This window comes from Streptomyces muensis (genome assembly GCF_021474425.1).
Lineage (GTDB): Bacteria > Actinomycetota > Actinomycetes > Streptomycetales > Streptomycetaceae > Streptomyces > Streptomyces muensis.
The window spans coordinates 1-21,385 of sequence record NZ_JAKEIP010000047.1 but is presented as its reverse complement, the minus strand read 5'-3'; the positions used below and the strand labels follow the sequence as shown (position 1 = coordinate 21,385).

Sequence of the window (21,385 nt, the reverse complement as noted above, 5' to 3'; positions counted from 1 at the left end):
GCCCACGTGCGGCCTCATACGGCCAGGAGCTCGGCCGGCGACGACACCTGGGCCACGGGGACGGAACCGTGGATCGGACCGGGGACGCGGGACAGGGGCAGGCCGGTGCCGTTGTGGGTGTGGGCGATGATCTCGGCGGTGATGGAGATCGCCGTCTCCTCCGGGGTGTGGGCGCCGAGGTCGAGCCCGATGGGTGAGTGCAGCAGCGCGAGGTGCTCCTCGGACACGCCGGTCTTGCGCAGACGTTCCAGACGGTCTTCGTGGGTGCGGCGGGAGCCCATCGCGCCGATGTAGGCGACGGGGAGTTTGAGGGCCGTGCGGAGCAGGGGGATGTCGAACTTGGCGTCGTGGGTGAGGACGCAGATCGCGGTGCGGGCGTCGACCTCGGCGTGCTCCAGGTAGCGGTGGGGCCAGTCGACGACGACCTCGTCGGCGTACGGGAAGCGCTCACGGGTGGCGAAGACGGGGCGGGCATCGCAGACGGTGACGTGGTAGCCGAGGAAGCGTCCGGCCTGGCCGAGGGCGGCGGCGAAGTCGACGGCGCCGAAGATCAGCATGCGGGGCGGCGGCGCCTGGGTGTGGACCAGGAGCATCAGCTTCTGAGGGCAGGTGTCGGCGTCGCCGCCGACCTCGACGCGGCCGGTCCGGCCAGCCCGCAGCAGCGCGCACACCTGCGTGGCCACCGTACGGTCCATCCGCTGGCTACCCAATGTCCCGTCGTACGCGCTGCCGCCCCCGAAGACGGACAGGGTGCGGCCGAGAAGACGCCGCGGCCCGTCGATCACCTGCGCCACGGAGATGGGCACACCGGCCAGTACCTCTTCCAGGGCGGTGGTGAGGTGGGGCTGGTCGGCGGGGTCGATCCGCTGGACGAGGACCTCGATCTCGCCGCCGCAGGTCAGGCCCACGGCGAAGGCGTCATCGTCGGAGTAGCCGAACGAGGCCCGTATCGGGGGTTCGCCGGACTCCAGGACCTGCGTGCACAGCTCGTAGACGGCGCCTTCCACGCACCCCCCGGAGATGCTGCCGGCCACGTTGCCGTCGGTGTCCACGGCCAGTGCGGTGCCGGGCGGCAGGGGTGCGCTGCCGCTGACCTGGATGACGGTGGCGAGGGCGAAGGGGCGGGCCTCGCGGCACCAGCGGTACAGCGTGTCCGCGATGTTCAGCATGAGTGGCTCTCCAAGAGGGCGGGAGGTGGGGAGCCCGCCGCCGCGCCGGCAAATGGGGGATCGAGGCGCGGCGGCGGGCCGACCGGATCGGCTGCGGGCCCGCCGGGGGAAGGAGGCCCGGCCGTCCGGGGTTCAGAGCAGGGCTTCGGCGGTGATGGGCAGTTCGCGGACGCGGCGTCCGGTGGCGTGGAAGACGGCGTTGGCGATGGCGGGTGCCACGCCGATCTGCACGAGCTCGCCGAGGCTCTTCACGCCGATGGGGGCGGCCTTGTAGTCCTCCCCGTCGAGGTAGACGGCCTTGAGGTCGGGGATGTCGGCGTTGACGGGGACGAGGTAGTCGGCGAGGTTGGCGTTGACGATCCGGCCGTCGCGGTGGTCGGTGACCGTGTGTTCAAGGAGGGCCGCGCCGATGCCGCCCACCATGCCGCCGACGGCCTGGCTCTCGGCCAGCTTGGGGCTGATGATGCGCCCCGCGTCGTACACGCCCAGCATCCGCCGCACCCGGACCAGACCGAGCCGGGCATCGACCGCGACTTCGGCGAACATCGCGGCGTAGCCGTACATCGAGAACCGGCTCTCCTCCTCCGGCGTGTACGACCCGCGCGCCTCCAGATAGGTGCGGTTGTTGCGGGCCAGGAGCTGCCGGTAGGTCTCACCGCGCGCGGGGTCGCCCTTCACATGCAGCCGCCCGCCGCGGACCACGACGTCGTCGGGGTCGACGCCGTGCAGCGGTGAGCGCTCGTCCTCGACCGCGAGCTTGATGGCCTGCTCACGCAGCATGTCGCAGGTGTCCTGGACGGCGGACCCCACACTGAGCATGGTCTGCGAGGCGCCCTGGGCCGGGGCCGGCGGCATGGCGGAGTCGCCCAGCCGGAAGGTGACGTTGCGTACCGTCAGGCCGAGGGCGTCGGCGGCGACCTGGGTCATGGAGGTGTACGTGCCCGTGCCCGTGTCGTGGGTCGCGGACTGGACCACCGCGGTGCCGTCCGCGTCGAGCCGGGCGTGCGCCTGGGCCTGTCCGCGGAAGACGTCGTAGCAGCCGGTGGCCACGCCGGTGCCGATCAGCCAGTCGCCGTCACGGGTGGAGCGGGGCCTGGGGTCGCGCCGGCGCCAGCCGAAGGCGCGGGCGCCGACCCGGAAGCACTCGCGCAACCGCCGCGTGGAGAAGGGCTGCTGGGTCGACGGGTCCTCACCGGGTTCGTTGCGCAGCCGCAGCTCGATCGGGTCGATGCCGAGCTTGTAGGCGAGTTCGTCCATCGCCGTCTCGATGACGAAGGCGGAGCTGCCGTAGCCGGGGCCGCGCATCCACAGCGGGGTGCTGACATCGAGCGGCACGATCTGGGGGTTCTGGCTGACGTTGGGCACGGCGTAGAGCATCTGCCCGAGCGCCAGGTTGGCCTCCCAGAACTGTTCGTAGCGGGAGGTCTCGTACTTGAAGTCGTGGGTCATCGCGGTCAGCCGTCCGCGCCGGGTGCTGCCCAGGCGCAGCTTGTACTCGTACGCGGGCCGGTAGCCCACCGTGAAGTACATCTGCCTGCGGGTCAGGGCGAGTTTCACCGGGCGGCCGATCTCGCGGGCGGCGAGTGCCGCGATGGTGACGTGCGGCCAGGCCCGCAGCGCGCTGCCGAACGCGCCGCCGATGAACGGCGACAGGACACGCACGTTCTCCAGCGGGATGCCGAACACGGCAGCGAGCTCGTTCTGTGTGCCGATCACCCACTGGGTCTTGTCCCACACGGTGAGCTTGTCGCCGTCCCAGCGGGCGATGGTGGCGTGCGTCTCCATCGGATTGTGGTGGTTGCGGGAGAGCCGGTAGGCCAGATCAAGCCGGACATCCGCCGAACCCAGCGCTTCCTCGGCGTTCCCCCGCGCATACGGCCGCGCGAAGGGCGGGGGCCCGTCCTGGGCCGGGCCGCGGGTCAGGTCGGTCGCCGACTCTTCGGCGTCGTAGGAGACCTTCACCAGGCTCGCGGCGTGCTCCGCGGCCTCCAGCGTGGTGGCCACCACGACGGCGACCGGCTGGCCGAAGAACCGGACGGTGTCGTCCTGGAAGACGTGCAGCCGCTCACCCGGGAAGGCGTTGCTGACCTGGTTCTGGCGGTAGGTCAGCCTGGGCTTGTCGAGGTGGCTGATGACGCCCAGGACTCCACGCTGGGCTTCCGCGTCACGCGTGTCGATGCCGGTGATACGGCCACGGGCGATGCTGCTGTCGACGACGACGGCGTGCACGACGCCGTCGATGTCGTGGTCGGCGGCGTACTTGGCCTGGCCGGTCACCTTCAGCCGCCCGTCCACCCGGGACAGCGGCGCTCCGACGGCTGCCTGCGGCTGCGGGCTCACTTGCCACCTCCTACGACGCGCAGTTGGCGCTCGACGGTCCGTTGAGCAACTCGACCTTGAAACGGTTGTGTCGGAGGGGCCGCGCCCCGTCCGCCGCCCGCTCGGCGGCCTTGGTCCACAGGACGTTCGACGGCCGCTGCCCGATGAGCTCCCGCTCGACGGCGGGCAGCTTCCAGGGCACGGTGCCCACTCCCCCGGCGGCGACCTTGGCCTCGTGGATCACCCCGCCGCGGATGTGCAGTGCCACGGCCGCCGAGGTGAGCGCGAACTCGTAGGACTGCCGGTCGCGCACCTTCAGATAGCCCGACTGCAGCGGACGAGGAAGGGCCGGAATCTCGACGGAGGTGATCAACTCACCCTTGCGCAAGGCCTGTTCGCGGTTCGGTGTGCTGCCCGGCCTGAGCAGGAAGTCGGCGAAGGGCACGGTGCGCTCGCCGTCCGGCCCCAGCAGGTGCACGGTCGCCTCCAGGGCCGTGAACGCCACGGCGGCGTCGGAGGGGTGGGTGGCCACGCAGTCGTCGGAGGTGCCGAGGATCGCGTGGGTGCGGTTGACGCCGTGCAGGGCCGCGCAACCCGAGCCCGGCTCACGCTTGTTGCAGGCGGCGGTCACGTCGCGGAAGTACGTGCAGCGGGTGCGCTGCATGATGTTGCCGCCGATGGTCGCCATGTTGCGCAGCTGCGCCGACGCGCTCAGCTCCAGCGCCTGCGAGATGACGGGGTAGAGGGCGCGCACGCCCCGGTGGGCGGCGGCCTCGGACATCCGGACCAGCGCGCCGATGCGCAGGCCTCCGCGCCGGGTGACCATGATCTCGCGCAGGGGCAGGGCGCTGATGTCGACGATCGTGCGGGGGCGTTCGACGGTCTCGCGCATCAGGTCGACGAGTGTGGTGCCGCCGGCGATGTAACGGCCGCCGGCGCGGCCCGCGTCGAGGGCTTGCCGGGTGTTGGCGGCCCTGGTGTAGGAGAAGGGATGCATGGGGAGCGTGTCTCATTTCCCGTGCGCGGCTTGCTCGACCGCTCGCACGATGTTCACGTAGGCGCCGCAGCGGCAGATGTTGCCGCTCATGAACTCCCGGATCTCCTCCGGTGAGCCGGTGTGCCCCTCGTCGATGCAGCCGACGCCGGACATGATCTGGCCGGAGGTGCAGTAGCCGCACTGGAAGGCGTCGTGGTCGATGAACGCCTGCTGCAGCGGGTGCAGCCGTTCGCCCTTGGCCAGGCCCTCGATGGTGGTGACCTCCGCGCCGTCCAGCCGCACCGCCAGCGTCAGACAGGAGTTGACCCGGCGGCCGTCGACCAGGACGGTGCAGGCGCCGCACGCACCGGCGTTGCAGCCCTTCTTCGAGCCGGTCAGCCCGAGGTGCTCGCGCAGCAGGTCCAGCAGCGAGGTGCGGTTGTCGACCGTGATCGTGCGGCGCTCGCCGTTGATTGTCAGGGTGACCCGGCTGCTCGGCGATGCCTGGGCGGCGTCCGCGGGCCCGGCGCCGAACACGGACGGTCCCGCTATCAGGCCGCCGGCGACGACCGCACCGCCGACGGCAGTGGTGGTCGCGATGAACGTACGCCGGGACGGGTCGGACGAAGATGCCTCGGCAGATCCCTTGGCAGACCCCTCGGGAGATCTCTCGGGAGATCCCTCGGGAGATCCCTCCGGTGGAGCGACTGTTGACTCAGGCGGTTCGATGGACATGTCCACTCTCTCGGTCGGCGGAGTTCATCTGCAGGTACGCGGCTACGTCGCCGCCTCACCGGACCATCGGTGCGGCACGGCATCCACTGTGTGGCACTCGGCGCCGGACAACGAGCAGACGGTTTTGGGACGACGCGCGGATGTACCACTGCCGTTGGTACGTCTGGCAGTAGCAGGCAGAGCGGTCCGCCAGGTGAGATACTGGCGCGCTGCGGAAACAGCGAAGCATACGGGGGCGTGATGGGTCAGACGGTGACCGCAGCGATGCTGCAGGTGGCGGATGTGCACAAGTCCTACGGTCGAGGCGCCGGCGCCGTTCATGCCCTGCGTGGTGTGTCCTTCGAGGTCCCTCGGGGGGAACTCGTCGCTGTCAAGGGACGTTCGGGCTCGGGCAAGACCACTTTGCTCAACATCGTGGGTGGTCTGGACGAACCGGACAGCGGCCGTGTCACCATTGACGGACTGCACCTTCGGGACCAGAGTGAGGACGCCCTCCTCGCGCTGCGCCGGGAGCAAATCGGCTTCGTCTTCCAGTCGTTCGGGCTCATCCCGATCCTCACGGCTGCCGAGAACGTGGGCGTGCCACTGCGGTTGCGCAGGGCGGACCCGCGCGAGCGGCAGGAGCGCGTCGAACTGCTGCTGTCCCTCGTGGGGCTCGCGGACCATGCCGCACAGCGCCCGGGTGAGTTGTCGGGCGGGCAGCGCCAGCGGGTCGCCATCGCCCGCGCTCTGGCCAACAGTCCGTCGATTCTCATCGCCGACGAGCCGACCGGCCAGTTGGACGCGGAGACCGGGCACTCCGTGATGGAGCTGCTGCGCGCGGTCGTCCGCAGCGAGCGGATCACGGCGCTCGTGGCCACCCATGACACGACACTTCTCGACCTAGCCGATCGTGTGCTGGAGCTGAAGGACGGCGAGATCACCGAGATCACCGAGTCCTGAGATCAGTCCCCGTCCTGGGGTCAGTCCACGTCCTGAGTTCAGCCCTCGCCCTGGGATCGGTCCTCGCCTTGGGGTCCGTCGTCCCCGTGACGGTCGTTGCGAGCGTCGTCCGGGCGGACGGCGATGTGGTCGGGCTCCAGTTCCAGAGCGACGCGGTCGCGCATCCCCAGCGCCCGGGTGTACTCGGCGGGGAGTTGGAGGCGGCCGGCCCGGTCGAGCATGGCGTATTCGCGGGCGACCAGGTTCTCCTGGCCGGTGGCGGAGTCGACTTCGCTGTGGCGCAGGACTTCCGTCGCCGTGCGGCCGTCCCGGATGGCGACCGTACGGCGGACCTCTCCGGCGACGGACTGATCGTGCGTGACGATCACGATGGTGGTCCCCAACTCCTCGTTGGCGGTGCGGAAGGCGGCGAAGACCTGTTCGGCGGTGTGGGAGTCGAGTTCGCCGGTGGGCTCATCGGCGAGCAGGACCGCGGGGTCGTTGGCGAGGGCGACGGCGAGGGCGACGCGCTGCTGCTGGCCGCCGGACATCTGGTGCGGTCGACGGTCGCGGCATTCGGCTACGTCCAGCAGGTCGAGGAGTTCCATGACGCGGTCGGCCCAGGCTCGGCGCCGGCCTCGGGCGCGAGCCAACTGCAGGGGCAGGGCGACGTTCTGCGCGGCGGTGAGATAGGGCAGGAGATTGTGGGAGGTCTGCTGCCGGACGAAGCCGACGGTCTTGCGACGGTAGGCGAGTCGTTCCTTGGCGGACATCGTGACCAGGTCGTGGTCGGCGACACGGGTCGCGCCGGCGGTGGGTCTGTCCAGTCCGGCCAGGATGTTCATGAGGGTGGACTTGCCGCTGCCGGAGGCGCCGACCAGGGCCATGAGCTCTCCCTTGCGGACGAGGAGATCGAGGCCTTGCAGTGCCTGGACCTCCACGCCGTCGGCGGAGAAGATCCGTACCAGCCGGTCGCAGGTGATCAGGGCGTCGTGACCGTAGGCGGCGGCGTTGCGCGCGGCGAGGGCACGGTCGGCGAGCTCGTGGAAGGTCGGGGTGCTGGTCATCGGCTGCTCCTGGGCGGTCGGAGGGGCACGGGCCGGTGGCGGGGGGAACTTGGTCTGGAGGCTCTGCTCACGGTCTAGTTGTCCCCCAGCCTCAGTTCGCGCACCGAGCCCCGTCGGCTGGTCCACCAGGCCTGGCCGGCGGGCACACCGATGGCCAGGAGCAGCACGGTGAGCGCCGGAACGGCGAGCGAGAGCGGATCGGTGCGCAGTACGGCCCCCTCGAGCGCGGACGGGGAGGCCAGGGCGATGGTCGTGAGGTCGATGCCGGGCGACAGCAGGTGAATGCCGGCCCAGCCGGTCAGCATGCCGCCGGCCGCGGCGAGGATCGCCTGTGGGAGGGCCGTGAGGATCAGAAGTCGGCGGCCCTGGGCCCGGGTCATGCCCATCGTGCGCAACCGGGCGAGCAGGGCGCCGCGTTCGGGCGCGGTGCGCAGCACGGTCAGCACGAGCGTGAGGACCGCGTACCCGGCGCCCGCGGCGACCGCGGCACCGTACAGTCGTTCCGCACCGGACTGCAGCGGTGATTCGACGTGCCGCGCGCGTTCCTCGGCACGCAACTGGACGGCCGCCGCCGTGCCTTCCGTCACCGAGCGCAGCGCCCGGCCGTTCAGGGCGTCACCGGTCAGCAGCAGGGTCGTCGTACGGGCCGCTTCGCGGGGAAGGCCGGCGCGGTCCACGATCAGGAAGTCCTCGCCGGGTACTGCCGGGGTGTGGTCTCGGACCAGGACGATCCGGACGGTGACGGAGGTGCCGTCCGGGAGCTGGACGGAGTAGGGGTCGGTGCCGTACTCGTCGGCCACGCGAGTCGAGGCCAGCGCGGGCAGGGGCCGGTCGGCGCTGCCCGCCGTAGCGGCGTCCGTCTGCCGGAGGCTCGCCGCGTCGAAGGGCCCCAGTCCCGTGTGGTGCGACAGGTGCGCGTAAGCGTCGGGGTCCACACCGGCGAGCGATACCGGCTGGCTGCCCAGTGGGGTCTTCGCCTCGTCGGTGACGCTTGCTTCCGTCATGTCCCGTACGCCGGGCAGTCGGCGAACCCGGTCGGGCAGGCCACGAGGGAGTTCAGCGGTGGTGGCCTCGATGCGGGCGTCAGCGCCGACCTGGAGGAGCGCGGCCTGGTCGCGGGCCGCCGTGACCCCTGCCAGGACCGAGCCGCCGAACGCGGCCGTGGTCAGGGCGCTGAGCAGGGCGAGCAGGGGCAGCACGGCGAAGCCGGGGGCACGAGCCACTTGGGCCAGCGACAGCGGAAGCACCAGGCCGCGCATGCGAGTTGTCGCCTTGCTCAGCGCACGGAGCGGCAGGGGGTGCAGGCGTGCCAGCAGCAGAGCCGCGACCAGGCCCGTCAGCAGTGGGGCGGCGGCCACCAGGCCGGTGCTGCCGGACCCCTGCCGGCGCAGTGCGGCGACCGCCCCCGACGCGATCACCAGGACGGTCAGTTCCGCCACCGTTCGGCGCCGCGACGGCCGGGCGGTGGTGAGGTCCTCCCGCCCGTCGTGCATCCGTACCGTGCGGTGCGCCATCACGGCGCGCAGCGGGAGCGCGCCACAGGCGAGCAGGGTGACGGCGAGGGCGGCGGCGAGGGCGGGTGCGGTGCGGGCGTCGGGCAGGACGAGAGTCGCGGCGGTCAGTCCGAGGGCGGCGGCCGGCACGGCCACCACCGCCGTCTCCGCCAGCAGCCGAAGGGCCAAGCCGGACAGTGAGGCGCCGCGGGCACGCAGCAGGGCCAGCTCCGCGTGCCGACGATCGGCTGCCACGCCGCCGGCCATGGCCAGGACGATCAGGGCGAGGCTGCCGGTGCCGACGGCGGCGAGGAGAAGCAACGAGTCGATCCCCGACCGTAGTCGGGCATGGTTGGCGAGGACCTCGTCGAGATGCGTCTGGGCATCCAGGTCCCCGTCGACGACCTCCCGCATCCGCTGCAGTCCAGGCCCCGTCTCCAGGGCGGCCACGGCGGACGCCAGACGGTCGAGATCGTGACCGCGCAGGCCGGCGACGTCGGGGGCCATGTTCCAGTACCGGTGCGGCTGGCCGGGAGTGCCCAGCAGGGCCGGGCCGGCGTCGGCGGCGAGTAGCAGGCCGCCGAGCCAGTGGACGTCCGTCGGCGAGAGCTCGGGCTCGCGGCTCAGCGAGGGGGTGCGCAGCACCGGCAGTGCCGACCAGTAGGCGCCCTCGGGGGCGCGTGGGACGACGATTCCGGTGACCCGGACGGCGAGCGGGGCGCGCTCGGAGCCCGGTACGTGGATCACCGAGCCCACCCGGATGTGCAGCATGCGGGCGGTTTCGACGGTGACGGCGGCCTCGACGTGCTCGGTCGCCGCGGTCACCGATGCGCCCGTGGTGCGCGGCAACCGGCCCGCGCTGAGCCGGGCGTGGGAGGCCAGGTCCTGCTGGGCGGCGAGGACCAGTTGGGCGGGCAGGCCGGCGGGCCGGGGAAGCCAGGGGTCGGACGCCTCCAGGGGGACGGTCGTGCGGACGCCGTACGACGACTGCGCGGGGTCGGGAACCAGCGGCGCCTCGGCGGTGGCGAGGATCTTGGCTCGCGCCGCGGTCAGCGGACCGACGCGCAGGGCATCCTCCATCTCCTCGACCGTGTCCAGCCAGGGCAGCGGGACCTCCGTCTGCACGGTCGTCCGGTCGGGTCGGGCCTGCTCGACCGCCCGGCGCAGCCCCGCGTCCCCGTACCGGTCGACGGCACGCGGGTACGCGGCGGCCAGCGCCGCGGTCACGGCCACCAGGAGCGCGAGGGCCACGTATGTACCGGCGAAGGCCCTCAGTCGGGTCCGCAATCCGGCACCCACATGCGGTGGCGCCGCCTTCGTCCGCCCGTCCTGTCGGGGCACCGGCTGCTCGGTCACTGTGTCACCTCGTCCCTGAGAGCCATCACGGGCTTCGCCCGCCGAAGGGCGAGGGCCACGGTCACGAGGGCGGGACCCGCCGCGAGGGCCGCCAGCAGGGCGGTCAGACGCGGGAGCGGGAGTTCGACCAGAACCGGTGGGAGCGGTCGGGTGGCCTGCCCGGTCAGGACGACGAGGGGAACCAGCGCGTGCGTCAGCACCGTGCCCAGGACCGTGCCGACCAGCAGCGCCAGGGCGATCAGGACGCAGTGCTCCACGGCCACCAGCCGGGCCAGCCGACGGCGCGGTGTTCCCAGGGCGCGCAGCACGGCGAACTCACCGTCCCGGGTTCGCATCGCCCCCGCCGCGCTCACCGCGAAGCCGAGCGCGGCGAAGAGCACCGTCACCGCCGCCGCCGCGATCAGCGCTGCTTCCGGGGCGGCCCCGAAGGGGTCGTCGCGCAGCTCCGCCGCTATCTCGTCGCGCACCGTCACTTGCTCCGGATCGACGTCGGGCAGAGCGCGCACGGCCGCCGCGGTGGCGCCGGACGCGGCCGTGTTCAGCCACCACTCGGTGGGCTGCAGGCTGGTTCCGTACCGGGCCTGCAGTACCCGGTTGACGGCCCGGAGATCGACCAGCAGGGCTCCGCCGTCGTGCGTGGTGGCTTCCGTCGTGGGCAGGGCGCCGGCGGTGCGGACGATGCGTACGGGCAGGGAATGACCGCCGAACGTCACCTGCACGCGCTGGCCTTGGCGCGTACCGGACGCGGCGAGGAACCGGTCGGTGGCGACAGCGACGATCTCGGGCGCCGCGGGCTGGGCGACCTGCAGCCGGACCTCCAGCGGCAGGGCGGGCGGCGAGAGGCCGGCCATCTGGTACCCGGTGCTGTACGTCATGGTGACGGGTGCCGTCGACGTGAGCCGGGGACGGGTCGGCCGGGCGTCGTCGTCGGGTGGGGCGGCGTCCGCGTCGGCCTGGATCGCGGTCGTCCACCTCTTCGGCAGGGTCAACTGCCGGACGTCACCGTCGCCAGCCGTCGCCGTGAGCGCGCCGAGGACCAGGCGGTGCCGGTGGGGGCGGTCGGCCGGCTGCTGCATACTCAGTGCGAGCCCGGTCAACGCCAACGGGCCCCGGGCGCCGTTCAGATCGGGGATCAGCCGGTGCGGGCGGCCGTCGGCGGCGAGGCTGCCGGACGGTATCTCGTAGGGGGTTCCGTGGCGGTCCCGCACGGTGAGCGAGACGTCGGCCTCCGCCCCTGGTGTGGTGCTGTGCAGGGCAGCGGTCAGCGTGAGCCGGGTGGTGCCCTTCGGTATCTCGATGCCCGCGGGTGCCCCGCGCGGCGCGAGCCCGGCGAGCAACGGACCGTCCGTCAGGTCGGGCCGCGCCAGCACCGTCCCGGCAGCCTCCGTCGTGTTCAGGGCGACAACGGTCGCCTCGCGGCTCCCGGAGAGCGACACCGTGTCACGGACGGCGGGGGCGACCGCATCCACGTGCGGGAGGTCCGCGTAGACATCCGTACGGCCCACACCGCCGGTTCCGGAGGACAGGACGCGCACCTCGGCACCCGCGCGGAAGTCGGCCTGGTCGGCCTGGGAACGGTGCCAGGACGCGTCCTGCCCGATCGCCACCACAGCCAGCGCCACGGAGATGACCAGGAGCAGTACCGGGCCCGCTCCGCGCATCGGCCGGCGACTGAACTGCCAGCCGACCATGGCCGCGGTCAGTCCGCGCTCACGGGTCAGAAGCCGCTCGCCGACACGCGCCAGCAACGGCAGCAGCCGCAGCACCAGAACCGTTCCGGCGAGCAGCACCAGAGCGGGCGCCACCACCAGCAGCGGGTCGACGCCGAGGACCCCGTCACGGTCGGCGGTGACGGCACCGGACTCCTGGCTGCCGAGCAGCCAGAAGGCGACACCGGCCACAGCGAGCAACCCGACGTCCGCCCCGGCACGCAGCGGCGCGGGGAGCGCTCCCGCCCGCGCCGCGAAGGTGCCCGCGAAGGTCGCCCGCCACGCCGGGACGGCCACGGTCAGCCCGCACAGCGCGGCCACGCCGGCGGCGACCGCCCATACCTCGAGTCGGCCTCCGGCCGGCACGTCGACGCGCACCCCGGCCCGGCCCAGGGCACCCTGCCCGGCCAGCAGCCGCGTCAACGGCCCCGACAGCAGCGGCGCCACGACCACCGCCGGCACGGAGATGAGCAGGGCCTCCAGCGCGGCCAGGCCCGCCAGCCGGGCCCGGGTGGCGCCGCGCGCACGCAGCAACCCGGTCTCGGCCATGCGCTCGGAGTCGAGCAGCCGTGCGACGAGCAACAGGGCGCAGGCCGCGAGCAGTCCGAGCTGACCGGCGACGATCAGCATGCTGGAACGCGTGACGAGCAAGGAGCGTTCGATGCGGTCCAGTACCTCGGGCAAGGCGGTGTCCGCCGTGGTCGCGCTGCTGAGCACCGGGCGCTCGCGCAGCTCCGCGGTCCCCGAGCGGGCGGCCTCGCGCAGCGGACCGATCCGCTGCGTCGTCAGCGAGGAGTAGTCGGCCGAGACCAGCCAGCCCGACGCGCCGACACTCACCCGGCCCGACGCCGACACTTCTGGGGCGGTGAGCAGGGGACCGTACGTCGTGAAATTCGACGCCTGCACGCCGCGGCCGCCCAGGTCGTCCAGCCGCCAGTAGGGTGCCCGGACGTCCGCCGGCCGGTACACGCCGGTGATCAGCACGCGCACCGCCGGGCCGTCCAGCCGGTCGGTGACGGTCAGCCGGGAGCCGGGCGCCACTCCGAGCCGTTTGGCGGCGCTCTGGGGCAGTGCGACCTCGATGGACCCGGCGGTCACAGCCTCACGGGGGAGCCGCCCGGCGACGGTCCGCACCTGTGTGCGATCCAGGGCCGCGAAGTACGTGAGGTCCGGGTTTCCGTCCCGCTCGGAGGACGGCCGCAGCGCCTCCGGCAGGGCATAGGGCCCCGACCGCATCAGGGTACGTACCCGCAGGGGCAGCCCGGGGAAGATGGTGCGGGCCCCCGCCCGCACGGCGTCGTCGGCCGCCTGCCGCTGGTCGGCCGGCGCGTCGGCCTTGACCACCAGAGCGGCCTCGGCGGCGGCGCGCTGCTCCGCGAGCGACCGCCGCAGCGCCGCATCGCCTATCGCGCCCGAGTAGGCGGTGAGCGCGGCCAGCACGACCGTGGTCAACAGCACGGTCAGCAGCACCGCGGCAAGAAGCACGCGATACGCCCACGCTCGCAGCACGACTAATCGCAACACGCCCGCAGGCACAGCTCGTTCCCTCACCAAACCCCCCGTTTTCCACCGCACGCACCGAACGCGGCGGGGCGTCGGTGGCGTGCGGGTGCAAGGGGGAATTGTAGGACGGACTTTGGTCGCCTTGTGATCGAATGTGGGCGGTTTTTGAGAGTCGGTTCGATCAGAGGCGCATGGGGGCAACACGCATACCCCGCCACCGAACTATGTAGTCCCACCACATGTGCCCTTGACCTGCAGATTCCTACCGTGTGCGAACACACACCCGTCCCCACCGCACACGAGGAAGTGGCGCACATGGCCTCCACAACCACCGCTCCCCCACCCCCCGGCAACCTCAAGCGCATCGTCGCCGCCAGCCTCATCGGCACCACCATCGAGTGGTACGACAACTCATTCGATCGGGGCTAGGACATGCGGGTTTGACTGATTTCTGGCGTTCGAGTCAGCACCGAACCAGCACCGGGATCTCCCCGTGCTGGTACAGACCCACCAGACGATCCAGGACGCACCTGCGACATGCTCGAGCCAACCTCGCCCGCGGTCACAGACCGTATTCATGAGCGACGGTCGCCGATGCAGTCCGTCTCCCCTTGAACGTGTCCAACGCACTGCCGCTCTACCTTTCCGCGGCCAAGGTTCACTCGATCGAGCTGCCCACGACCGCGAACAGCGAGGCCTCGCCACGTGTCACGTGTCCCACCCTCAGCAAGGAGACCCGGTCTCGTGCAGCGCTTCGAACTGCAGCGGCAGGACGAGGTGGGTCTTGAGGCTGAGTACGTCATCCATGACCGACCTCAAGCGCTCAGGAGCATCAGGCAGGACGTGCGCATACGTCTGATAGGTCGTGCGCGGATCACTGTGACCGAGCCATACCGCCATGTCCGTCACGGGCACACCCTTGGCAAGGCCGGCCGAAGCGAAGAAGTGCCGCAGCCAAAGCGGCGTGATCTTCCGAGAGACACCCGCGGCCTTCCTCGCCGCGGTCCAGAGCCGATGCACCAGCGCGTACATCAAGATGTTCGTTCGCCCGATGTTGGCGAACAGGTAGTCCCCGGGCATGCGGTTCGGGCCAGCTGCGACACGCAAGGTTCCGTGCCTCCGAATGTGCTCGCGGACCTTGGCCGCAACCTTGCCCGGCAGCGGCACGAGGCGCCCTTCACCCGGCGCGCGCCACTTGAGGTGCCGGATCCGATGCGCCCGGCCCTGGCCAGCGGCACCCAGACGTCCTCGCCGCCCGACCGCCGACGCGGCGGCGTCCTGCGTGATCTGCCGGTCCACGAACAGCATGCCGGACACGAAGTCGATCTGCTGCAGGCAGACTGCGCTCGCCTCCCCAATCCGCAGCCCGCACCCAGCCATCAACCACACCAACAACTGGTAGGGGGCCGGAAGATGCTCTGCGATGGCCACGACTTCAGCCAGCGTCGGCAGCCGCACCATCTTGCGCCTGCCTCGCCTGCTGTAATGGCGGCTGGTACTCCAACCCCGGGACGGGTCCCTGACCAGGTAGCTGTTGGCGACGGCGTATCCGAGTACCCCACGCAAGATTCCATACCGATTGACCACCGTGCTGCGCGCGTAGCCGCACTCCTCAACCATCCACGCCAGCCAGCCCCGAAGGTCCTTGGGCTTCAGAGACCCGATGGTGCGGTGCCGGAAATACGGTTCAATATGCAGGCGCAGGCTCGCCTCGTACTGATACCGCGTGGAATCCGCATACGGCCCACTGCCGATGTACTCGCGATACACATCAACCAAGGACCGTGACGACCCGAACACGCCGGCACGGGCACTGACGAGCTTCTCTTGTTCCACGGTGACGGCAAAGCTCCGCGCCTCCCCCTTCCGGGAGAACGACACCTCCCGCTGCCGGCCCCGACGCCCTCCGGCCTCCCGATAGCGAACAGTCCACCCATGACCACACCGCGGCCCGTGACAGGGATAGTTCCGGTTTCTCTTATCAGCCTTGCACTTCTGGAACACACTGGCCAACCGCGCAACCATTCCTTACTTGGCACACGTAGAGGCCTTTTAACGCTACCCACACAAATTGACCACAATGCCTCCACGTAACGCCGTGCAAGATGGGATGCCTTCGGTGTGGTCGGGCGTGACTCCATCTCGCCATGCCGTGCTCGCACACGGAGGCTGGCGGACGCGCCCGCGCCGTTGAGGGAACGGGTCCGTCGTACCAGAACACCTAAGGATCGCCGACGCCCGCCACAGCAAAGCTCGACAGACGGTTACTCGACGCAGCCGAGTCGATCCAGCTGAGCTCGAGGTCGCCGAAGTAGCTCATCTCCGCGATGCCGTGCTTGGCCGCGAGCTCGTCCTCTTCGCCTCGTGGGTCGAAGTGCAGAACTAGGCGGCGTACGACCCCGTCGGCGGCGACCTTCAGCCTTTCGTCGACCTGGTCGACACGCACGGCCCCGAAGCGATCCTCACTGCGGTCGACAAGCTCACCGACGAGGGCGATGCCGATGTGACCGTCTCCACCGCTCACAAAGCCAAGGACCGCGAATGGCCAACGGTTCGGGTCGTTGACGACTTCCACCCCCAAGGATACTGACCAACAGGACTCCGAAGGCCGTTCTATCTCTGGACCCGTCAGCGATACTGACGCCCGTCCCGCCTATGTTGCGGTGAACCGAGCGCGTCGCCATCTCAACCTTGGTGGCCTGTCCTGGATCGACAGCCATCTTGGAAACTGATGGGCTATCACCTGCCGTGCCGCCGCCACAAGCGCTCCAAGGATCTCGAATGAGCTGGCAGGGACCTTGAGTGCCCTGAGAACCGGGCCACTGAGCGCGCTCACTCGAGCCACCAGTGGCTTTCCCAACTCTGCGCAGCACGCGGGCTGTTCACGGGCTCACCAGCCTGCCAACATCGTTGTCCGGGTTTGACGCCTTGGTGGGGGGTGGTGCTGTATGACGTCCGTACAGAACAACGACCAGCGGCTACTCGACCGCATCCTGGAGGACCAGCATCGGAAGCTGGCACCGGACAAGAACAGGGACGACTTCTTCACGTTCTTCGCTGCCGACAAGGCCCTGCAGGACTGGGACCTCGACAACGACGAAATCATGGACGGCATCGTGGACGGTGCCCACGATTGCGGCATCGACGGCATCTGGACTTTCGTGGACGAGCGCTACGTCACCGCCGATGCCCATCAGTTCCTGCCGTCGCGTGCCGGCAAGATCGAATTGGTGATCCTGCAAGCCAAGACCTCGACGGGCTACCAGGAGACCGTTGTCGAGAAGCTCCACTTCCATCTGCCGACACTTTTGGACATGAGCCGGGACGAAGATGACCTGGCCGCACACACGAACGCCAAGCTCCTGGACCGCACCAGGCGCTTCCTGCACATCCTCGAAGAGCTGGCGTCATCGTTCCCGCAGGTCCGCATCAAGGTGATCTACGCCAACAAAGCCGCCGAGACGCCGCACCCCAACGTGAAGGCCAAGGGAGACCGGCTGCGGCGAGAGCTCGCGAAGATCACTTCGGACACCAAGGCAGATCTGGAGTACCTCAACGCCGCTGATCTACGCGAACGCACCGCCCGAGGTGCCAAAGCGGTCGCGCAGTTGGTGTTCACCGAGACCCCGATGAGCACCTCGCTCGGCGAGGGATACGTTTGCCTGGCCCGCCTGGACGAGTACTACCGCTTCATCACCTCCGACAACGAAGCACTGCGACTGGAACTGTTCGAATCGAACGTGCGCGACTACGCCGGGTCCACTGCGGTGAACAACGCAATCGGCGAGACCCTCAAGTCCGGCACCGGTGAGGACTTCTGGTGGTTCAACAACGGTGTCACCGTGGTCGCCGACGCTGCCCAGATCGCAGGCAAAAGGATCGTCGTCAAAGAACCGCAGATCGTCAACGGGCTGCAGACCAGCCATGAGATCTACAGCTACTTCCAGAACGGCGGCCAGCACCGCGACCGCTCCCTTCTGGTCAAGATCGTGGTCGCACCCGAGTCCGGAACCGCCCGCGACCGCATCATCCGAGCCACGAACAGCCAGACGCAGCTGCCGGCGGGCGCCCTGCGAGCCACCGAAGCCATCCAGAAGGACATCGAGGAAAGCCTAGGCCACGCCGGTGGTTACTACTACGAACGCCGCGCCAGCTATTACCGCAACCTCGGCTTCCCCCTCGACCGGGTCATCAGCATGACCCGCCTGGCCCGGGAGTTCACCGCCTTCGTCCAGCGCGAACCACATACCGCCCTGCGACACTCGGACGCGCTGCTACTGGACGACCAGCACTACGCGCAGATCTTCTCCGCCCGCCACGATCTGGACGTCTACCGCCTCTGCCTCGATGTCCACACCCGCTTACGAACCTTCCTCGCTCAGTACGCCGAAGATCGGCCCCTGCTGGGAGAAACCCTGGAGAACTGGCTCTACCCCCTGGCAGCTATGTCCGCCCACACCCTGACCCGGCTGAGGCAGCCGACCCCGCGGGACTTGCTCAACATCGACCTCGACCACCTCAGCGACGACCTCATGTCCCGTATGACGGGCACGCTGGAGCAGAACTTCAAGAGCGCCCTGCGTCAGAGCAAAGCCGGCGGTGTCGACCGCATAGCCCGCACACCTGAATTCACCGCCAAGCTCCGCCAGGCCGTTGTCTCTCAAAGTCGATACCACATCGAACGTTGACTGGCAGGTGGCAAGAGCCGCACTCGACGCCCAGCGCAGCTACGTGCCTGCCCATGTCAACGCCGCTCCGCCGACGACCCTAACCAGCTCATGCACGGTTGGCCGCGGCAACGTCATGGGGCGGTGGAGCGGACGGTGTTCACGTTTGGAGACCGCGGGAAAGAGTGAGCCGTTTTCAACCTTGGTTTGGGCAGGTCAGATGGAGGGTGAGGACAGCCTGGACAAGGCTGGTGATGCGGGTGGTGCTGCACCGCAGCTTGCGCAGGAGTCGCCAGGTCTTGAGCGTGGCCATGGCCTGCTCGCCCAGCGCCCGGATTTTGGCATGGGCGCGGTTGACCGCCTGCTGGCCTGCGGAGAGCTTCTCCCAGCGACCGCGGTAGGGCACGCGGACGGTTCCGCCGGCTCCTTGGTATCCCTTGTCGGCCCAGCAGCGGATGCCTGCTTCGGCCAGGGAGTCGAGAATGCCGTGTTCGCGGGCCGCGCGAAGGTCGTGAACGGCTCCGGGCGCGCGGGCGAGGCCCACAGCAGTCTCCCTGCCGGGTCGGCGAGGACTTGCACGTTCATGCCGTGTTTCTTGTGTTTGCCGGAATAGAAGGGCTGGTCAGCGGCGATGCGGTCGATCGGCAGGAGGGTTCCGTCCAGGATTATGAAGGCTTTGCGGGATGCAGCGCGTACCGCTTCGGCGAGGTCGGGAGCGAGGGCGGCCAGCAGTTCGACGGCCTCGCTCACGTACCGGTAGACGGTGCTGAGGCTGATGCCGAACCCGGTGGCCAGCTGAGCGTAGGTGTGTCCGCATCGCAGGTGGGCCAGGACCAGCAGGGTCTGCCGGTCTGTTCCTAGCCGGCGCCACCGTGTTCCGCGTTCACGGCGCAGGGCCGTCAGCTTCCCAGCCAGGAACTGTAGGGCTGAACTGGACAGATCGAGTCCCGATGGGTAGACAAGCATGCGAAGCTCCGGACGGACAGGTTGATCTTGGTCGACAACTCGTCTACCAGGAGCTTCACTTCTTCACGCACGCAGTGCCCCTGTGTCGCGCAACCTGAAACTGCCCTGGGCAGGGAGGGCGGAGACTCCGCACCGGTCTTCAGAGCGCAGGCAGTGGAAGCGCCACCCGTCGTCCCAGACCGAACTCCTCGGCCTCGTCGTTACTGACGACCGCGAGGGTTCCCGCAGGGACGCCAGGAAAGGTGGCCACGCGGGACGCCACCGCCAGAAGATCCCCCTCACCGGCTCCGGTGATGAAGAAGACGTAGACGTCCCCGTCCTCCTCTCCCTCATCGAAGACTTCCACGTCACCTTGGTCTTCGAGATCGGACAGGAAGTCCTCGACCTCCTCGATCCAGGGAAACGGGTAGGAGCCGTCCGGCAGGCCGGGCGTCGCCAGCAAGGGCACGTGGATCTCAACAACCATGGTGGGCACGACGTCATCTTGCCCGCAGAGCCTCCGCCTGGCTCAACAGGGGCGAGCCGCGTCAGCAGCCCTGCTGGGGTTGAAAACGGCTCACTGTCTCCTGGGCAGGTCGCCGCGGTCGCAGCGGCAATGCGGACGGTCGCGCCGCGCTACGAGGTCCTGATCAGGCTCGGAGCCTGCGCCGGACTGCGCCAGGGCGAGGCCTTCGGGCTGAAGCGAAGCCAGGTGGCCTGGAAACACGACCTGCTGCACATCGAAGAACAACGGCAGCGCGGTAAGGCCGTACGCCTCAAGACCAAGGCCAGCTACGCCACCTTGCCAGTGGATCACTACCTGATCGAGCGGCTGGCACACCACGTGTCACGCTTCTCCGAGCCGGAGCCCGTCTCACCAGCCGCCCAACGCCGCCGCCAGGCACGCGGCTACGCCGAGCCGCCGGACGAGGACCTGATCGTCACGAACCGTCACGGCCGACCCGTACTGATCAGAGACTTCCACCAGAAATGGCGAAGGGCGGTGAAGCAAGCCGGACTTCCGGACAGAACCCGCTTCCACGACCTCAAGCACTTCTACACCACCACGCTCGGCGGCTCCGGCAAGCACGACCCGAAAACCGTGCAAGCACTCTCCCGGCACGCCAAATTCTCCGAGACCTGGGATACCTACGCCCACCCACCCCCTCGCCGTGGAGGAGGTCATGGTCACCGTGTTCGGAACCGCGTTCTCACACATCGACGCTCCGACGACGTCATTGCGGAACGGGTCTACCGTCGTGGCTTGCGCGGCGTCCGCGTCCTGAGCGCCTGCCCCTCCTGCCTCCAACTCCGCGTCCAGGAGCGGCCTCAGCCGCACCTTGCTTCGATGACCGCCTCAGCAGATTGACCGCCCCTCCCTCTGCAGCCCTCACAGGGATCCAGCCAATTCGCAGCGGTACCCGGTTGCGTCGGTTCGAACCTTCGACCGGCGTTCGGCTCCTGGCTGGGCCCTGGCCGCCGCGAGCAGCACGGCAGCAGCTCTGGCATCCATTTTCGAACTGTGCGCGGGTATGTCCCCTTGTGTGCGCCCGTCGTATCCGACCTAGTGCCGCATCAGGCAACGTTCGCCCTGTCGTGTCGCCAGGGAGGCGGGTCGGTACTGACTGGCGCGGACATCGACACGGGTTGGGGTCTCGTCCGAGCCTCGACCTGTATAAGGACGTACCCCCCTGACTATGCTGACGGCACATGGACGCGATCTTCCGGCTTCCGCCTCAATCCCCCCTGGCCGCAGCTGTTTCCGAGGACTGGGGTTTGCTCCCGCTGCGTGTCCCTATGGGCTGGAATGTCATCTACAACACGTTGTTGGCCCGACGCCTCCCGGATGGAAGAGTCGAGGTCAACGACTCCGAGGACCTGTACTGGGCACGCACCGCACGACCGCCGTGGCTCACCGAGCAGGAGGCAGTGCGGAAGGGCGGCCTTCAGGCTCGGGAGATCAATATCGACGCCGGCTGGTACCAGGGATACGGCTTCCGCGTCGTCGTCCTCGACCCTGACTGGGACCATGAGGGAGCCTCCTACACTACTTCCGACCTCGAAGAGTTCGTCACCACCCTTGAGGGATGGATGCGAATGATCAGCGAGCGGGGGGAACTCCCCAAGTTGTGAAGTTGACTTCCGGGCTGTCTCCTGGCAGCGCGTCAGGCAGCATCAGCGCCAGTGCATCGTGACCGGTCGACGAAGATCAGCCGGTGCTTCGCGCATCTCTCCCCCCACGGCACGCTTTCGTGGCTAGGCCGCAAGCCTTGCCTGGTGCAGTTCATGCCGCAAGGGGACCAACACGGCGACGAGTTCAGTGTCTACACCAGCCGACACGCCCGTGATCCGTCGGTAGCTGATGATCTCTGCCCGAGACGCGTTCCACACACACGACCATGATCGACGATCAGGAGCTCGACGCCTCAACGCCGCCAAGAGCACGTAAGGGCTCGCAGAGAATCAAGGTGTTGCTTCCCGTGATGCGGCTCGTTGTTGTGATATGAGCGTCTCCGATGAGGTCC

Annotated in this window: 12 protein-coding genes and 3 pseudogenes; 5 read left to right on the top strand and 10 right to left on the bottom strand. The window is 69.4% G+C overall.

Going from position 1 to position 21,385, the window contains the following annotated elements:
• Positions 1–14: 14 nt before the first annotated feature.
• The 4 genes and pseudogenes from L0P92_RS14740 to L0P92_RS14725 form a co-directional block, all read right to left on the bottom strand.
• On the bottom strand, positions 15–1,169 hold the full coding sequence (locus L0P92_RS14740; RefSeq protein WP_234763114.1) for an XdhC family protein: 1,155 nt from the start codon (positions 1,167–1,169) through the stop codon (positions 15–17).
• 132 nt (positions 1,170–1,301) lie between these two features.
• Positions 1,302–3,509, bottom strand: a complete 2,208-nt coding sequence (locus L0P92_RS14735; RefSeq protein WP_234763113.1) for a xanthine dehydrogenase family protein molybdopterin-binding subunit — start codon at positions 3,507–3,509, stop codon at positions 1,302–1,304.
• Positions 3,506–4,485 (bottom strand): annotated as a pseudogene (locus tag L0P92_RS14730) (FAD binding domain-containing protein). The gene L0P92_RS14735 and the pseudogene L0P92_RS14730 overlap by 4 nt, the downstream one beginning before the upstream one ends.
• 12 nt (positions 4,486–4,497) lie before the next feature.
• Complete coding sequence (locus L0P92_RS14725) at positions 4,498–5,199, bottom strand: (2Fe-2S)-binding protein (protein WP_234763111.1); 702 nt, start codon at positions 5,197–5,199, stop codon at positions 4,498–4,500.
• Positions 5,200–5,439: 240 nt separating this feature from the next.
• Between L0P92_RS14725 and L0P92_RS14720 the strand changes: the two genes are divergently transcribed.
• The gene (locus L0P92_RS14720) at positions 5,440–6,141 is read left to right on the top strand and encodes an ABC transporter ATP-binding protein (RefSeq protein ID WP_234763110.1); all 702 of its coding nucleotides are present in this window, start codon (positions 5,440–5,442) and stop codon (positions 6,139–6,141) included.
• Positions 6,142–6,179: 38 nt separating this feature from the next.
• On the opposite strand, the gene L0P92_RS14715 is transcribed toward L0P92_RS14720, so the two are convergent.
• The 4 genes from L0P92_RS14715 to L0P92_RS14700 all read right to left on the bottom strand — a co-directional run bounded on the left by L0P92_RS14715 (position 6,180) and on the right by L0P92_RS14700 (position 15,084).
• Positions 6,180–7,187 (bottom strand): ABC transporter ATP-binding protein, encoded by a 1,008-nt coding sequence (locus tag L0P92_RS14715; protein WP_234763109.1) that lies wholly within the window; start codon positions 7,185–7,187, stop codon positions 6,180–6,182.
• Positions 7,188–7,261: 74 nt separating this feature from the next.
• The gene (locus tag L0P92_RS14710; RefSeq protein ID WP_234763108.1) at positions 7,262–10,036 is read right to left on the bottom strand and encodes an ABC transporter permease; all 2,775 of its coding nucleotides are present in this window, start codon (positions 10,034–10,036) and stop codon (positions 7,262–7,264) included.
• A complete protein-coding gene (locus tag L0P92_RS14705) occupies positions 10,033–13,230 on the bottom strand; it encodes an FtsX-like permease family protein (protein ID WP_234763106.1) in 3,198 nt (1,065 codons plus the stop codon). Before L0P92_RS14705 ends, L0P92_RS14710 begins: the two co-directional genes overlap by 4 nt.
• Before the next feature lie 741 nt (positions 13,231–13,971).
• Entirely contained in the window at positions 13,972–15,084 is a 1,113-nt protein-coding gene (locus L0P92_RS14700) for a tyrosine-type recombinase/integrase (RefSeq protein WP_234763105.1), read from the bottom strand.
• 508 nt (positions 15,085–15,592) lie between these two features.
• On the opposite strand from L0P92_RS14700, the pseudogene L0P92_RS14695 reads away from it, so the two are divergent.
• Both L0P92_RS14695 and L0P92_RS14690 read left to right on the top strand, forming a co-directional pair.
• A pseudogene (locus L0P92_RS14695) lies at positions 15,593–15,980 on the top strand (P-loop NTPase family protein); the annotation flags it as partial.
• Positions 15,981–16,196: 216 nt separating this feature from the next.
• On the top strand, positions 16,197–17,936 hold the full coding sequence (locus tag L0P92_RS14690; RefSeq protein ID WP_234763104.1) for an AIPR family protein: 1,740 nt from the start codon (positions 16,197–16,199) through the stop codon (positions 17,934–17,936).
• A gap of 175 nt (positions 17,937–18,111) precedes the next feature.
• On the opposite strand, the pseudogene L0P92_RS14685 reads toward L0P92_RS14690, so the two are convergent.
• Both L0P92_RS14685 and L0P92_RS14680 read right to left on the bottom strand, forming a co-directional pair.
• Positions 18,112–18,881, bottom strand: a pseudogene (locus tag L0P92_RS14685) (IS5 family transposase).
• A gap of 139 nt (positions 18,882–19,020) precedes the next feature.
• On the bottom strand, positions 19,021–19,347 hold the full coding sequence (locus L0P92_RS14680; RefSeq protein WP_234763142.1) for a hypothetical protein: 327 nt from the start codon (positions 19,345–19,347) through the stop codon (positions 19,021–19,023).
• A gap of 129 nt (positions 19,348–19,476) precedes the next feature.
• On the opposite strand from L0P92_RS14680, the gene L0P92_RS14675 reads away from it, so the two are divergent.
• Together L0P92_RS14675 and L0P92_RS14670 are read left to right on the top strand one after the other, a co-directional pair.
• On the top strand, positions 19,477–20,229 hold the full coding sequence (locus L0P92_RS14675; protein WP_234763103.1) for a tyrosine-type recombinase/integrase: 753 nt from the start codon (positions 19,477–19,479) through the stop codon (positions 20,227–20,229).
• A gap of 341 nt (positions 20,230–20,570) precedes the next feature.
• Entirely contained in the window at positions 20,571–20,993 is a 423-nt protein-coding gene (locus L0P92_RS14670; RefSeq protein ID WP_234763101.1) for a hypothetical protein, read from the top strand.
• The last annotated feature ends 392 nt before the right edge of the window (positions 20,994–21,385 follow it).